Here is a 14,886-nt window from a genome sequence, read left to right as displayed (position 1 = left end):
CGTGCCGCTGCTCGACCTGTCCGAGTCCCCGGCCGACACCGCATTGCTGCGCCGGTACGACGTCACCGAGATGACCGAGGCGCAGGTGATCCCCTACCGCGAGGAGAACGGCCGGCTGACGGTCGCGACCTCGCGCCCGGGCCCGATCACGCTGGTCCGGATCATCGAGATGTTCGGCAGCGAGGTCGACATCGCCGTGGCGCCGCGGATCGACATCTCGCTGGCGCTGCAGAGCGCGTTCCGCGAGGAGCAGTCGCACGAGGCGGTGTTCGGGCTGGCCGAGACCGATCCGGTGATGTCGGCCTCGAACGTGATCCTGCCGGCGCAGGTGGTGGTGCTCTACGGCTGCATCAGCCTGTTCCTGCTTGGGCTGGCCTTTGCGCCGGTGCCGACGCTGATCGCGCTGAACCTTGTGATGACGCTGTTCTACCTTGGCAACTTCCTGTTCAAGGCGACGCTGGTCTGGGTCGGCAGCGAGGCGCAGGAGCGCATGTCGCAATCGATCGCCGCCGAGGCGGCGCTGCTGCATGACGACGAGCTGCCGGTCTACACCGTTCTGGTGCCGATGTTCCGCGAGCCCGAAGTGCTGCCGATCCTGACCAACGCGCTGCGCAACCTCGACTATCCGCTGGCCAAGCTCGACATCAAGATCGTGCTCGAAGAGAGCGATCACGAGACCATCGAGGCGGCGCGCTCGCTCGACCTCGAGGGCGTGTTCGAGATCGTTCTGGTGCCGGCCTCGCACCCGCAGACCAAGCCCAAGGCCTGCAATTACGCGCTGCAATACGCGCGGGGCGATTTCCTCGTGATCTTTGATGCCGAGGACAAGCCCGAGCCCGACCAGCTCAAGAAGGTGATCGCCACCTTCCGTCAATCGTCGCCCAACACCGCCTGCGTGCAGTGCCGCCTGAACTATTACAACGCGCAGGAAAACTGGCTGACGCGGATGTTCACGCTCGACTACTCGCTGTGGTTCGACCTGATGCTGCCCGGCCTGCAGCGCCTTGGCGTGCCGATCCCGCTGGGCGGCACCTCGAACCATTTCCGCATGGACGTGCTTCGTCAGCTCAAGGCGTGGGATCCGCACAACGTCACCGAGGATGCCGACCTTGGCATCCGGCTCACCCAGAAGGGCTACCGGGTGGGAGTCATCGACTCGACCACCTTCGAGGAGGCCAACGTCTCGATCCCGAACTGGATCCGCCAGCGCTCGCGCTGGATCAAGGGCTACATGCAGACCTTCCTCGTGCACACCCGGCGTCCGGTGCACCTTGCGCGCACGGTGGGTCTGTCGGGGGTGATCGGCTTCGTCTTCTTCATCGGCGGGACGTTCCTGTCGGGCCTGCTGAACCCGATCTTCTGGGGCATCTTCGTGCTGTGGATGATCTTCGGGGCGCAGCTCATCGAGCCGTATTTCCCGCCCACCATCCTCTACATGTCGCTGATCAACCTGCTCGCCGGGAACGCGCTGCTGATCTACCTGACGATGGTGGCACCGTTCCGCCGGCGCTGGACCTATCTCGCGCCGTGGGGGGTGACGGTGGTGGGCTATTGGGTGCTGATGACCATCGCCTCCTACAAGGCGCTGAAGCAGCTGGTCTCGAACCCGTTCTACTGGGAAAAGACCCAGCACGGCCTCTCGAAGCACACCGCCGCCGAACTCAAGGCGGCGGGTGACGAAGGCGAGGCGGCGACATGAGGGATCTGGTCTGGAAGATCGCCATGTGGCTGCTGGCGAGCGCGGCGATGCTGCTGCCCATCGCCTGGGTCGAGGCGAACGGTTTCCTCTCCTCCGCCACCATCCAGATGTGGGCCAAGGCCATCGTGCTGACGGATGGCCCGGCGGTGTTCCGCGCCACTGACGCCTTCTTCCCGCCGCTGCCCTTTTCCATCGCGCTGGTGATGCAGTCGCTGAGCGGCGGCACCGACATTCCCCTGCCGCATGTTCTGAGCGCCATGATCGGCGGCCTGCTGGCGGTGGCGTGGTATTACAATCTGATCAACCGGGCGGCCTATGACCGGCTGTCGGCGGTCCTGGTGGTGCTGCTGCTGGTGATGAACCCGATCTTCCTGCGCAGCCTGAGCGAGGGACCGAGCATGATGTGCCTCATCCTCGGCGCATGGCTCTATTTCCGCGGGCTGGTGAACATCCGCCTGTTCGGCACGGCGCCCGACATGATGAAGGTGGCGCTTGGCCTGCTGGTGGTGACCATGTCGCACGAGCTTGGCGTGCTCTTCGCCCTTGCCACCCTTCCCGCGCTGGTGCTGTCGGCGCGCCCGAGCCTGCTCGTGGTGTCGCCCTCGGGCTACCTCGTGTCGATGTTCTTTCCGGTGGTGGCGGCGGTTCTGTCGCTGTTCTTCGTCAGCGCGGTGCTGAAGACCAACTTCTTTGCCGTCCGCCTGCTGTCGCCGGACAACACATGGGCCGGCGCGACCTTTCTCGCCATCTTCTGCCTGCTGCCGGTGCCCCTGATGGTGATCTTCCGGCTGTTCCTGCAGCCGCGCTTCTCGATGCCGCTGGGCGGCATGGTGCTGACTCTGGTGGGCATGGCGCTGCTGAACCGGGTCTATCCGGTCGAGCCCGATCCGGTTCTGGTGGCGGCCCCGGCGCTGGGCGCCATTCCGGTGGCGGCGCGCTGGTGGACGCGGACCTCGCTGCGGTCGACCCCTCTGGCGGCGCTGACGTTGCTGTCGGCGATGCTGGGGCTGTGGGCGCTTGGAACGCTGGGCGGCCCTGAAAGCCGCGCGTGGTTGCAGGCCGCAAGCGGGAAAACTGTGCCGAACCGTGTTGCCGAGGCGGCACAGGTGGCGGCGTTTCTGCGCGATCGCGAAGAGGTTCTCGCGGATGTCGAGCGCCATCCGGATCTCGTCGCGGCGATGGGAAATGCGAGAAATTTCATTGCCGCAGGGGACCCTGCCTATGATCGCGTGCTTTTTGGCGGCCGGGCGACTGGAAACTTCCTTGTCATCGAGGTGGAAGAAAATGCGCCGGTTGTCCAAGATCGCCTGTTGCGAGCGCTACCAAGACTAAAGAATAACAACGATTCGAGATTCGATCTCGTATATGATTCGGGAGGCTGGAAGGTCTACCGTGTCAACAGAGCAGGAGGCACCTAAGTGCGAAAGTTTATCGCGGTCGACGACTCCGAGATCGCGCGCGAACTGATCAAGGCGACGCTGGCCGATTTCGGCTATCACGATGTGTCTTCTTTCGGGAACCCGAAGGAGGCGCTCGAAAGCATGGCTGCGTCGGATGCGGCGGCGGATCTGGTGCTGCTCGACGTGATGATGCCCGAAATGGACGGGGTCGAGCTTTGCGCGCGGATCCGGGCGCTGGACAAGTGGCGTGACGTGCCGATCGTGATGCTGACGAGCCGCGAGGACAAGAGCACGCTGTCGCGTGCCTTCATGGCCGGCGCCAACGACTACCTCACCAAACCGTTCGACCGCATCGAGTTTCAGGCCCGCTTGCGGGCGCAGTTGCGGCTGAAGGCGGAACTCGACCGGCGCAAGTCGGGGCCGCGCAGTTCGCGGGGCTCGCGCCGGGCACGGGCGCAGTTCTCGCTGCCGGGGCTGCTTGCGGACCGCGACTCGCTGCAGGACGCGCTGGGTCAGGTGAGCGAAAACCAGATCGACGCGCTCGGGGTGTTTGCGATCTCGGTCGATGCGACGGCCCGCAACACGGTCGATTTCAGCTCGCGCGAGCGGCAGGCGATCCTCGCATCCGTGGCCGAGGTGCTGGCGCAGGTGCGGATGCCGGCGGGCAACATGCTGGCCCACTGGGAAGGCGACACTTTCTGCGGTGCCTCGCTGGTGCATGATGACGACGCGCTTCTGGCTGACGTGCGCGACCTTGCGATGTCGGTGAAGCGGGCGCTGGAGTCGATGCCGGGAAAGCTCAAGGGCGCGCTGCCCGGGGTGAGCGTCGGAGTGACGCTGCCGGGCACCGCGGGCACCGTATCCGAAGCGCTGGGCAAGGCCTTCGGTGCGCTTGAGGATCAGGCGCAGCAGGGGGGCAACGGGATCCGGGTCGCGGGCTCGGGCAGGCGGAACCACTAGGGAGGGACAGACCATGCCCCACCGGCTTGCGCGCGGTTTTCAGAGCGGTTTTGTCGCTCTTGTCCTGGCGAGCGGGGCGCTGCTGCTGTTCTTCCTGCATTACGATTATCAACGCACGGTGCGCGAGGGGCATACCCATCTGCACCACGTCGCCGAGCTGTTCAACGAGCACTTCCTGAGCTCGCTCGAGATCGCCACGCTTCAGGCCTCCGAGATGGCCGAGCAACTTGGCAGTTTCAATCTCTACCGCGTTCCCGCGCTCGAAGCCGAGCACGGTCCGGCGCTGCGCAAGCTTGTTGCGAATGTCGACCAGATCGAATCCCTGCTGGTGCTCGATACCGAGGGGGCGGTGCGCTGGGCATCGTTCGAAGGGCTTCTGGGGCTCTACCTGTCGGATCGGGATTACTTTCAGCGCACCATGGAAGGTGAGGTGAACGACTTCCTCGTTGGCGATCCGATCGATTCCCGCGCCGACGGGCGCCGTATCACGCCGATCTCGTGGCCCATCCGCGCGCCTTCGGGCGAGGTGGTCGGCGTTCTCGCATCCTCGCTGGGGGCCGAGTATTTCGGGGCGCTGCTGGAAGAGACCCGGTTCGACCCCGAGATGCTGATCGACATCCGGTCCGCGGATGGCGCTGCCGCCTTCAGCTCGGACGGGCTGGCCACGGCGCGCGACACCCGGCTGGTGCGCGCAGGCGTTCCGATCCCCGGTACGCATCTGCAGACCGTCATCGCACTGCCGCGCTCGGTGGTGATCCGCAGCTTCCTGCTGCGTGCCGTGGCCTTCACCGTGGTTTTCGCCCTGATTTCGAGCCTCGCGCTCTATGCGGCGGTGCTGGCGCATCGCCGCATGCTTGCGCTGCGCTTGAGCCTGGCGCAGATCGAGCGAGAAGCGTGGAAGGCCAAGCGTGCGGCGCAACAGTTTCAGGCGATCTTCCAGAACGTCGACGACGGCATCATCGTCTTCGATGCACTGGGCGAATTCCGGACCTCGAACCGTCGCGCGCAGGAGTTGTTTGGCGTCGAGACCGCGGGGGCAGCGGTCGAACGCTTTCGCGCCAGCGCGCCGATCGAGCTCGACAAGCTGGTCGACAGCACCTCGTTCATCTTCGTCCCCGACGCGGGCGGGCGGCATGGGGTCATCGGGCGGGAAATCCGTTGCCGGATCAGCCGTGTCGAAGAGGTTGAGGGCCACACGCTCTATTGCGTTCTGACCGACGTGTCGGCGGAAGAGCGTCTGATCCGCGCCCGCACCGCCTTTGTCGAGACGGTGAACCACGAGCTGCGCACGCCGCTGACCTCGCTCAACGGCGCGATGCGTCTGCTGACGTCGCGCTTTGGCGGCGATCTGCCGCCCAAGGCGCGCCAGCTCCTCGACCTCGCCGAACGCAATGCCAGCCGTCTGCTGATGCTGGTCAACGACATCCTGACGCTTCAGGCGATGGATCAGGGCCGGCTTGACGTGACCCTCGAGACCATCCGCGCCAATGACATCGCCCGCGAAGCGATGGCGAACATGCAGGGCTATGCCGACGGATTCGGCGTCGGGCTGATGCTCGAGCTGCAGAACACCGGGGCGTCGGTGCATGTCGATCCGCGACGCATGCAACAGGTGATGGACAACCTGATCTCGAACGCGGTGAAGTATTCGCCGAAGGGCGAAAGCGTCGAGATCTCGAGTGTCCTGTCCGGGAACGAGATCGCGATCAGCGTGCGCGATCACGGCCCCGGCATCCCGGCAGGCGCGCAAGGCGCAATTTTTGAGCGTTTCGCCAAGCCGGCGCACGGTCCGGACACGCAAGCGAGCGGTACCGGTCTCGGGCTGGCAATTTCCCGCGAGCTTGTCGAGCGTATGGGTGGGACTTTGACGCTCGACAGCGTACATGTTGATGAAGCCGGTGGAGACCGGGCACACGGTTCGACCTTCACCGTGCGTCTGCCGCTGGATCAGGCAGATCAACGGAGCGCGGCGGAATGAAAGTCCTGTTTGTCGACAATGAGAGCGACATCATCACCTTGGTGGAACTCGCCCTGGATGGCGAAGAGGGGATCGACCTCACTGCCGTGACCTCCGGCGAAGAGGCGATGGCCGAGATCGCCACCGGCGCCTACGACATGTTCGTCTTCGACCTGATGATGCCGCCGCCCGACGGCCGCCAGCTGCTTCGGGCGGTGCGCAGCGACCCGGCGAACGAGGGCAAGCCGGTGCTGATGTGCACCGCGAAGTCGGACGCGGTTTCGAACGACGATCTGCACAGGGCCGGCGCCACGGATGTGCTGCCCAAGCCGTTCGACCCGCTGACGCTCGCGGATGTGCTGCGAAAGGTCTACGGCGATGGCTGAGACCCAGCGCCGATTGGTCGCGGCGTCCATTCTGCTGCTGCTTTCCGCCGCGCAGGCCGGGGCAGGGGCGTGGCCCCGGGCCGAGGGGCAGTCCTTCCTGTCCTATTCCTATCAGTTCCAGGTCAACGAGACGACGGACCGGAACTATTCCTCGCTGTTCTACGAATACGGCGTGACCGAGCGCCTGACCTTCGGCATCGACGCCGGGCGCAGCGACGGCTCCGGGGACCTGACGGGTCTGTTTTTCCTGCGCACGCCGGTGGTCTCGACCGATTCCGGCACGTGGATCTCGGTCGAGCTGGGAATTGGCGCCATCGAGATCGCCGACGAGACCTATGGTCTCGTGCGTCCGGGCCTGTCCTGGGGGCGCGGCTTCCAGACCGCGTTCGGCAATGCCTGGGCGGGGATCGAATCGTCCTACGCCTTCCGCGGCGACGGCTCGGAAGAGGGCAAGATCGACACCACGCTCGGGCTCAACCACGCCTCGGGTTCGTTGTCGCTGGTGCAGTTTCAGTTCTCCGCGCCCACCGGTGGCGACAACGCCTTCTCGATCGCGCCCTCGCATGTGATCAATCTCAACGGAAACACGTTTCTCGAGCTGGGCGGCGCGTACAAGTTGACGAATGATGCCGCGTCGCTGAAGATCGGACTCTGGCGCGAGTTCTGAGGCGGCATCCCGCGCCGCAACACGAAGCCGACCCGTTTGTCGCCATATGTCGGAACCTTTGGCCGGGGCTGTTCGTTCCATTGTCAAAGGACACACCGATCAAGGGAGCCAGGATCATGGCCAACACGACGGCAAACACCCCGACCAGCAATGGAGCTTCGACCAGCATGAGCACCAGCAGCAAAGAGCGCGACCTCGACGCGCTGAGCGACCAGATTGCCACCCTGCGCAAGGACCTGTCCTCGCTGACCGAGATGGTCGGCGACATCGGCACCCGCCGCGGCCGCGAGGCCAAGGCCAAGGCCCGTGCCAAGGCCGAGGACGTGCGCGGGCAGGGCGAAGAGATGCTGCGCGACGCCGGTCGCCGCGTGGCCGAGTTCGAGGACCAGGCCATCGGCCAGATCCGCGCCACGCCGCTGCAGGCGGTGGGCATCGCCGCAGCTGCCGGCTTCCTGCTGGGCTACCTGAACGCCCGGAGGTAACGGCTGCCCATGTTCTACGCGCTCGAGCTTCGGCTGCGTCTACTCATCCGCCGGATCGTCTTTGGAGCGCTCGCGCTGATCTGCGTCATCGTCTCTGCGGTCTACCTGACACAGGCCGCGCTGGTGGCGCTGGCGGCGCGCTATGACCCGCGGACGGCGCTGCTCATCGTTGGCGGAGGCTATCTCGCGCTTGCGCTGATCCTGCTGCTGATGGCGGCGCGCCGCTCGGTTCCGGCCCCGCCGCCGCCGCCTGCGACCAGCATCGCAAGCCTGCTCGAGGCCTTCCTCGCCGGGCGCGCCGCCGGCTCTGCCGCTGGCCGGCGCGGCGATGATGACGACGACTGAACAGCCCACGCTTTGACAGGCGGGCGCCCCTTCTGCGGGCGCCCGTTTCCGTTGCGGCAAATGCGACCTCTTCCGACATTGCGGCACCCGGGCAAGTATGGCAGAACCGTACAGGACCATACTGAACGGAAGAGTTTAGCGGATGACCGATTTCGCCACGCGCCGCCGCATGATGGTGGATACGCAGGTCCGGCCTTCGGACGTCACCAAGTTCCCGATCATCGACGCCATGCTCCGCATCCCGCGCGAAGTCTTCGTGCCGGAGGCCGAGAAAGAGGCCGCCTATGCCGGCCGCAACGTGCGTCTGGCCGAGAACCGCGTGGTGCTGGAGCCCCGGACGCTGGCCAAGATGCTCGACGCTGTGAACATCGACAACGATGATCTCGTGCTCGATATCGGCGCCGGCTATGGCTACTCCTCCGCCGTCATCGCCCGCATCGCCGAGGCGGTCGTCGCGGTGGAAGGGGACGAGACCTTCACCGACGAGGCGCAGAGCCTGCTGATCGAGCATGCCGACAACGTGGTGTTCCACGACGGTCCGCTCGCCGCCGGTGCCGCCGAGCATGGCCCCTACGACGCCATCGTCATCGAAGGCGGGGTCGAGCAGCTTCCCGAGGCACTCACCGCGCAGCTCAAGGATGGTGGGCGCATCGTCTGCCTGTTCATGGAAGGCGCCCTTGGCACCGTCCGGGTCGGCTGGAAGATCGACGGTGCGATCACCTGGCGCTTTGCGTTCAACGCCAGCGCCCCGGTGCTGCCCGGTTTCGAAAAGCAGGACGCCTTCGCACTCTGAGGGGCCCCGCAAAACGCGCTGATGGAGGGGACGCGGATGGTGCGCAGGTCGCTGCTTGGAATGGTGACGGGGCTGTGCCTCGCGGCCTTCTCCCCGGTGTCCGTTGCGGCGGAGACGCTCGCCAGCGCCCTGTCCAGCGCCTACATCACCAGTGGCCTGCTCGATCAGAATCGCGCCGTGCTGCGCGCCGCCGACGAAGATGTCGCGCAGGCGGTTGCGGCGCTGCGCCCGGTGGTCGGCTGGACCGGCAGCGTCACCCGCAGCTTCGGAGCCCAGAACAGCCTGTCGTCGACCGGTGGCATCTGGGTGGATTACGCCAGCACCACCGCAAGCGCCAACCTCGTCGCCTCGCTTGTGCTCTACGCCGGCGGGGCGCGCCTGATGGGGCTTGATGCCGCGCGCGAGGCGGTGCTGGCCACACGCGCGGGGCTGGTCGGGGTCGAGCAGCAGGTGCTTTACAACGGCGTCTCCGCCTTCATGGAAGTGCGCCGCGCCATCGAGACGGTGCAGCTGCGCCGCAACAACGTGCGCGTCATCGGCGAGGAACTGCGCGCCGCGCAGGACCGTTTCGAGGTCGGTGAGGTCACGCGCACCGACGTTGCCGCCGCCGAGGCGCGGCTTGCCGCCGCGCGCAGCCTGTTGGCCGCCGCCGAGGGGACGCTTGCGGTGAACCGCGAGGTCTACAAGGCCGTGGTCGGAAATTACCCCGACAACCCGGTGCCGCCGCAGGGGCTTCCGCGCATTCCCCCCGACATGGCGACGGCAAAGGCGCAGGCGCTGCGCGAGCATCCCGAGATCATACAGCTTCGCCACGCGGTCGCCGGCAGCGATATCGCCATCGCCATCGCCAAGGCGCAGATGAAGCCCACGGTGAACCTCGAGGGGCGCTGGGGCATGAGCGGGACCTTCGATTCGGAGGATGCGTCGCAGGGCGGCTCGGTCACCCTCGGGCTAAGCGGGCCGATCTATCAGGGCGGTGGGCTGTCCTCGGGTGTGCGGCAGGCCATGGCCAACCGCGATGCCGCTCGGGCGCAGCTTTACACCGCCGGTCAGCAGGTCGAGCAATCGGTGGGCAGCGCCTATGCCCAGCTGCGCATCGCACAGGCCTCCATCGTGTCGACACAGGAGCAGGTCCGCGCGGCCCGTGTCGCGTTTGAAGGCATCCGCGAAGAGGCCGCGCTGGGGGCCCGCACCACGCTCGACGTGCTCGATGCCGAGCAGGAACTGCTCGATGCGCGCGCGGCCCAGATCTCGGCCGAGGTCGATCAGACCATTGCAGCCTATGCGGTGCTGGCCTCGATCGGCCAGCTCACCGCCGAGCGGCTGGCGCTGGATGTGCCGCGCTACGATCCGGCGGCCTATTACGACTTGGTAAAGACCGCTCCGGTCACCTCGCGACAAGGCGAAGAGCTCGACCGTGTCCTTCGTGCCCTCGGAAAAAACTAGCCTTTTCACATCGGTTGTCTGGAATCAGTCGGCGCGGTAGAGTTTCGGCGAGGCAAGAGTGGAAAATGAATGTCCGATCCCGTGACGAATGTGGAAATCGAGGATGTCCTGTCCTCCATCCGGCGACTCGTCGCCGACGACGCCCGTCCGAAGGCCGCGGCGCGCGAGCAGGGCAAGCCTGAACGGCTGGTGCTGACCCCGGCACAGCGCGTGCCGGACGACCTGTCCGACCCTGCGCCCGCGCCGGGCAGGGCGGCTGCGTCACGCGCCTCTGCCACAGAGCCCCGCCCTCACAGCGCGCCGGCGTCTGAGCCGAAAGCCGAGCTGCGCGACAGCGCTGCCGTCCCCTTCCGCCCCAGCCGCAAAGCCCGTCCGCTCGAGACCAAGCCGGAGAGCGCCGCCGCAAAGCCTGACGCCGAGCCTCGGCAGGAGGCAAGGACCGGCCCCGCCGCCGCGGCGCGGCGTCTGACGCTCGGCCTGACGGCCTCGGACGACGAGTTCGAGGAGATTTACGAAGACGCCGGCGACGAGCCGTCCTTCGATGCCTCCACCCTGCTCGGGAAGCTGGTGGAAGAGGAACTCGCGCGAGCGTTCTCGCAGCCGTCGCAAGAGGCGAGCCGTGCGGCGCCGGAGCCTGAGCCTGAGCCCGAAGCGCTGACGCCCGAGCCAGCGGTGGAGGACGACGACACCGCGGAGCTGCTGAGCCGGATTGCGGAGATCGCTGAACCGGCGCCCGAATCCGCGCCCGAGCCCGACCAGCCCGTCGCCGATCTGTCAGAGCTGGATGACGGCATCCCCACCGCCGATGTGCCCCTGCCGGAACCCGAGCTGCCCGAGATGCGGCCGCCGCTGGCCGAGGCCGAGCCGGACACCGGTCTCGCCGGAAAAATTGCCGCGCTCGAGGCAATGATCGCGCGTCACAAAGCCGAGTCCGAGCCTGCTCCCGAGGTCGCAGAGGCAGAGACAGAGGCAGAGATCGAGGCAGCGGCCGACCCCGTCGCTGACGACAGCGCCGATGCGGCGCAGGCCGCCTTTGTCCACCGCCCGCAGAAGCCGCTGGAATGGCAGGACCACAAGCCCGAGGAGATCGAGCAACCGCGTCGGACACAGCCCGAGGCGCTGGTGCTCGAAGGACCGGTCTGGAAAGGCTCCGAGCCGGTTTCGGGCGGGACCGCCGAAGCGACGCATCTGCCTGAGGCTACCGATGATGGCGATGCGCTGCCCGCGCCGGTCGACCTGTTCGACGAAGAGATGCTGCGCGATCTGGTCTCCGAGATCATCCGGCAGGAGCTGCAGGGTGCGCTTGGCGAGCGCATCACCCGCAACGTGCGCAAGATGGTGCGCCGCGAGATCCACCGCATGGTGACCAGCGAACATTTCGACTGATCGAGGCGCGCGGGCCGCGCGCTCCCGTCTCCTGAAAAACCGAAAGGCGCTCCCCTTGCAGGGAGCGCCTTTCGTTCAACGTGCCGAGGTGTTCGGCAGATGTCAGGCTGCTTCGGCGCGATCCGCCGCTGCGGCAGCGTTACGGCGTTCGCTCTCTTCGCGCGACAGCGCAACAGAGGTACGGATGCCCTTGCCGACAAATTCCATCAGGCCCTGAACAACACGTTCGTTCGGGTCGATGCCGGCACAGCTCAGAACTTCACGGCCGTCGCGCGACCGCGCCCAGCGGGCGATCTGCTCCGGGCCATTGCCGTATTTCTTGTCGTCGGCGATCGCGTCGTCGAGCGCAGCCAGAACCACGGCCGCAAAAAGCTTGCGTGCGCGGTTGCCCTGTTCGGCATTGAAGGCTGTGCTATCCACGAAATCTTTCATATTTCGACCTTTGATTATTGCTCTTGTCTTTTCCGGCGTGCGTGGCGTTATGAACCATTCCGTTTGATTCGGATACACCACAAACGCATGGCTGACATGCGCTCACATCATTGCTTAATTCTTACGCACACGATATTCGCTGTCTTGCATGGGCAGGACTGGCCAGATATAGGACCGGCCAGACAATCATCAACCTTTGGCCAAGGTTTTGCCCCATGCCCAAGATCAACGGTAACGAAATCCGCCCCGGCAACGTGCTGGAACACAACGACGGCCTGTGGGCTGCCGTGAAGGTGGATCATGTGAAGCCCGGCAAGGGCGGTGCCTTCGCTCAGGTCGAGCTGAAGAACCTGCGCAACGGCTCCAAGCTGAACGAGCGCTTCCGCTCCGCCGACAAGGTCGAGCGCGTGCGTCTCGAGCAGAAGGACATGCAGTTCCTCTACGAGGATGACGGCATGCTCATCTTCATGGACACCGAGACCTACGACCAGGTTCAGCTGCCCTCCGACATTCTCGGCGACCGTCGCCCGTTCCTGCAGGACGGCATGACCATCGTGGTGGAATTCTATGATGCCGAGGCGCTCAACGCGACGCTGCCGCAAAAGGTGGTCTGCAAGATCGCCGAGACCGAGCCGGTGGTGAAGGGCCAGACGGCGGCCAACAGCTTCAAGCCCGCGGTGCTCGACAACGGCGTGCGCATCTCGGTCCCGCCCTTCGTCGGGCAGGACGAGGACATCGTCGTGAACACCGAAACCATGGAGTATTCGGAACGCGCATAACCCGCGCGCCGACCACTCTTGTCCCCGTGCGATCCGGGGGCAGACATGACGAGATGACCAAAGGCCTCCGGCGCAAAGCCCAGGAGGCCTTTTTCATGATCGACCATCTTCTCCGATCGGATCTGCCGCAGGTGGCGAACCTGCTGCGTGGGCTCAACGCCCTGCATGTGCAGCGGGTGCCGCACCGGTTTCATGCCGAGGCCGATACGCCGGCGCTGGCCGGGATGCTGGCGCACGAGCTCGACACCGGCGCCGAGGCGCTGGTCTACCGTGCCGAGGGGGTGGCGCGCGGCTACCTGCTCTGGCGGCTGCGCGAGGTGCCTGCGAGCGCCGTGGAGCGCTCCCGAAGGCTCGCCGTGCTCGACCACATCGCGGTGGCGCCGTCCTGGCGGCGGCGCGGCATCGCGCGGCGGCTGGTGGCAGGGTTCGAGGAGGAGATCGCGGCGCGCGGCTGCGAGGGCTGGATCGCCAATGTCCACAGCTTCAACGGGCCGTTGCGCGGGCTGATGCAGCGCGCGGGTGCGGCGCGGGCGGTGGAGGTCTATGAAAAGCGGCTGGGGTGAGGGCTCAGACGCCGGCGGCGTCGAGGCAGCGCGTCACCAGCCCGCGATAGCCTTCACCGAACAGCCGCAGATGCACCAGCGCCGGGAAGAGCTGGTAGATCGGCCGCCGCTCGGCGCGGCCCGGCGCGATGCCGCCATAGCCGGTCCAGAACGGCTCGGGCGGGGTGCCGAACAGTTCGAGCATGGCGAGGTCGACCTCGCCGTCGCCGTGGTAGCAGGCCGGGTCGATCATCCACGCCGTGGCATCGCCGAAAACCGCGTTGCCGGTCCAGAGATCGCCGTGGAGCAGGGCAGGGGGCGGGGCCTCGGGCAGATGGTCTGGCAGGGCGGCGGCGAGCGCCTCGACGCGCCGGGCGAGATCGGCGGGCAGGTGGGGCAGGAAGGGCAGCAGGCGGTGCTCGGCCCAGAAGGCGGGCCAGCTCTGCGCCGAGCCGTTCTCGATCGGGAGCGGCCCGAAGGCGTAATCCTCGGGCCAGCCATAGCCTGCGCCGCAATGTTCGTGCAAAGCCACCAGCCCGGCGCCGAGCGCTTCCCAGCTCGCGGGCGAGGGGCGGGTCTCTTCGAGACATTCGAGGCAGAGGAGGTCTCCGGCCTGATGCAGCACCTCGGGCACCGGCGCACCGGCGGTGGCCATGGCGGCCAGCATCCGCGCCTCGGTATCGACCCGCGCGCCGCGCTTCACCGCCATCACCCGGCCATCGTCCAGCGTGACCTTCAGAACCTCCGAGAGGTCGCCGCCATGCAGCCGCTCTGCCCGTGCCACGGCCGCCCCGAAGACCGGTTCGAGCGCCGCGAAGCTCATGGGGTGTAGCGCACCGTTGCGCCGTCAGCCGTCATTTCGCCGGTGGCCCGGTCGAAGCGCAGATAGGCGATGCCGTGGCCCTCGGCCTGCGTGTAGAGCGTGCCGGCGGCTTTCTCGCCGGCAAGGATTTCGCTGCCCACCGGGGCGCTGCCGGTCACGTCGACCTGCGCCAGCCCCTTGCGCAGCTCGGTCTTGTGCTTCATCCGCGCGGTGACCTCCTGACCGACATAGCAGCCCTTGCGGAAATCGACGCCGTTCAGGCGCTCGAACCCGGCCTCGAGGATAAAGGTGTCCGGCGTCAGCTCGACGCCGCTCTCGGGCACGCAGGCGGCGACGCGCAGCGCATCCCAGTCGGCGTCTTCCCCGGCCTGACCGTCATAGCCGCGCCAGCCCATGCGCGGATCGCGCGGATCGACGAAGGCGCCCTCGGGCTCGGGGCCGGTGCCGCGGCTCACGGTGATGTCGGTCTCGGAAATCTCGACCTTGGAGCGCAGCTTGTACATGCTCAGCATCCGCATCAGGTCCGGCGCCAGCGCCGCATCGACATCGATCAGGATGTCTTCACCCTTGGGCACGAGGAAGAAATCGGCGCGGTACTTGCCCTGCGGCGTCAGCATCGCGGCATAGACCAGCCCGTCCTTCAGCCGGGTGACATCATTGGTCACCAGCCCCTGCAGGAAATGCTCCGCCTCCGGGCCGCTCACCCGCAGCACCTTGCGTTCGCTCGTCATCGCGCTCTCCCGATCTGTCCGTCGCGTCCTCTGCCCGGCAATCTAGGGCGCTTGGGCA

The 14,886-nt window shown here is 66.6% G+C and carries 16 protein-coding genes; 13 read left to right on the top strand and 3 right to left on the bottom strand.

Annotation, left to right across the window (positions count from 1 at the left end; genetic code table 11):
• From AC6RA4_RS06570 to AC6RA4_RS06520, 11 genes are all read left to right on the top strand, one after another.
• Nucleotides 1-1,699: glycosyltransferase family 2 protein (locus AC6RA4_RS06570; protein ID WP_500158602.1), on the top strand; the 1,699-nt coding region annotated here is incomplete at its 5' end.
• Nucleotides 1,696-3,117, top strand: a complete 1,422-nt coding sequence (locus AC6RA4_RS06565) for a hypothetical protein (RefSeq protein WP_500158600.1) — start codon at nucleotides 1,696-1,698, stop codon at nucleotides 3,115-3,117. The genes AC6RA4_RS06570 and AC6RA4_RS06565, both read left to right, overlap by 4 nt.
• Complete coding sequence (locus AC6RA4_RS06560; RefSeq protein ID WP_500158598.1) at nucleotides 3,118-4,059, top strand: response regulator; 942 nt, start codon at nucleotides 3,118-3,120, stop codon at nucleotides 4,057-4,059.
• A 13-nt stretch (nucleotides 4,060-4,072) separates the two neighbouring features.
• On the top strand, nucleotides 4,073-6,037 hold the full coding sequence (locus AC6RA4_RS06555) for an ATP-binding protein (RefSeq protein ID WP_500158596.1): 1,965 nt from the start codon (nucleotides 4,073-4,075) through the stop codon (nucleotides 6,035-6,037).
• On the top strand, nucleotides 6,034-6,402 hold the full coding sequence (locus tag AC6RA4_RS06550) for a response regulator (RefSeq protein ID WP_500158594.1): 369 nt from the start codon (nucleotides 6,034-6,036) through the stop codon (nucleotides 6,400-6,402). The genes AC6RA4_RS06555 and AC6RA4_RS06550 overlap by 4 nt, the downstream gene beginning before the upstream one ends.
• Nucleotides 6,395-7,069 (top strand): hypothetical protein, encoded by a 675-nt coding sequence (locus tag AC6RA4_RS06545; protein ID WP_500158592.1) that lies wholly within the window; start codon nucleotides 6,395-6,397, stop codon nucleotides 7,067-7,069. Before AC6RA4_RS06550 ends, AC6RA4_RS06545 begins: the two co-directional genes overlap by 8 nt.
• 167 nt (nucleotides 7,070-7,236) lie before the next feature.
• A complete protein-coding gene (locus AC6RA4_RS06540) occupies nucleotides 7,237-7,551 on the top strand; it encodes an ElaB/YgaM/YqjD family protein (RefSeq protein WP_500158590.1) in 315 nt (104 codons plus the stop codon).
• Between the two features lie 9 nt (nucleotides 7,552-7,560).
• On the top strand, nucleotides 7,561-7,896 hold the full coding sequence (locus AC6RA4_RS06535; RefSeq protein ID WP_500158588.1) for a phage holin family protein: 336 nt from the start codon (nucleotides 7,561-7,563) through the stop codon (nucleotides 7,894-7,896).
• Nucleotides 7,897-8,038: 142 nt separating this feature from the next.
• Nucleotides 8,039-8,689, top strand: coding sequence for a protein-L-isoaspartate O-methyltransferase family protein (locus tag AC6RA4_RS06530; protein ID WP_500158586.1), 651 nt, complete (start codon nucleotides 8,039-8,041; stop codon nucleotides 8,687-8,689).
• Between the two features lie 36 nt (nucleotides 8,690-8,725).
• Nucleotides 8,726-10,135: a TolC family outer membrane protein gene (locus tag AC6RA4_RS06525; RefSeq protein WP_500158584.1), complete on the top strand. Its 1,410-nt coding sequence runs from the start codon at nucleotides 8,726-8,728 to the stop codon at nucleotides 10,133-10,135.
• Nucleotides 10,136-10,204: 69 nt separating this feature from the next.
• A complete protein-coding gene (locus AC6RA4_RS06520; protein WP_500158582.1) occupies nucleotides 10,205-11,521 on the top strand; it encodes a hypothetical protein in 1,317 nt (438 codons plus the stop codon).
• Nucleotides 11,522-11,623: 102 nt separating this feature from the next.
• On the opposite strand, the gene AC6RA4_RS06515 is transcribed toward AC6RA4_RS06520, so the two are convergent.
• Complete coding sequence (locus AC6RA4_RS06515; protein WP_007797315.1) at nucleotides 11,624-11,953, bottom strand: DUF6280 family protein; 330 nt, start codon at nucleotides 11,951-11,953, stop codon at nucleotides 11,624-11,626.
• 215 nt (nucleotides 11,954-12,168) lie between these two features.
• Between AC6RA4_RS06515 and efp the strand changes: the two genes are divergently transcribed.
• Both efp and AC6RA4_RS06505 read left to right on the top strand, forming a co-directional pair.
• On the top strand, nucleotides 12,169-12,732 hold the full coding sequence (gene efp / locus AC6RA4_RS06510) for an elongation factor P (RefSeq protein ID WP_500158579.1): 564 nt from the start codon (nucleotides 12,169-12,171) through the stop codon (nucleotides 12,730-12,732).
• A gap of 95 nt (nucleotides 12,733-12,827) precedes the next feature.
• The gene (locus tag AC6RA4_RS06505) at nucleotides 12,828-13,295 is read left to right on the top strand and encodes a GNAT family N-acetyltransferase (protein ID WP_500158577.1); all 468 of its coding nucleotides are present in this window, start codon (nucleotides 12,828-12,830) and stop codon (nucleotides 13,293-13,295) included.
• A gap of 4 nt (nucleotides 13,296-13,299) precedes the next feature.
• Here the strand turns inward: AC6RA4_RS06505 and AC6RA4_RS06500 are convergent, their stop codons facing one another.
• Nucleotides 13,300-14,097: a fructosamine kinase family protein gene (locus AC6RA4_RS06500; protein WP_500158575.1), complete on the bottom strand. Its 798-nt coding sequence runs from the start codon at nucleotides 14,095-14,097 to the stop codon at nucleotides 13,300-13,302.
• Nucleotides 14,094-14,828 carry a CAF17-like 4Fe-4S cluster assembly/insertion protein YgfZ gene (gene ygfZ, locus AC6RA4_RS06495; RefSeq protein ID WP_500158573.1) on the bottom strand — a complete coding sequence of 245 codons (735 nt, stop codon included), beginning with the start codon at nucleotides 14,826-14,828 and terminating at the stop codon, nucleotides 14,094-14,096. The genes AC6RA4_RS06500 and ygfZ overlap by 4 nt, the downstream gene beginning before the upstream one ends.
• Between the last annotated feature and the right edge of the window lie 58 nt (nucleotides 14,829-14,886).

It is taken from the genome of Salipiger sp., from assembly GCF_059781815.1.
The sequence above is the reverse complement of the archived record's forward strand: the minus strand, read 5'-3'. Positions and strand labels throughout refer to the sequence as shown.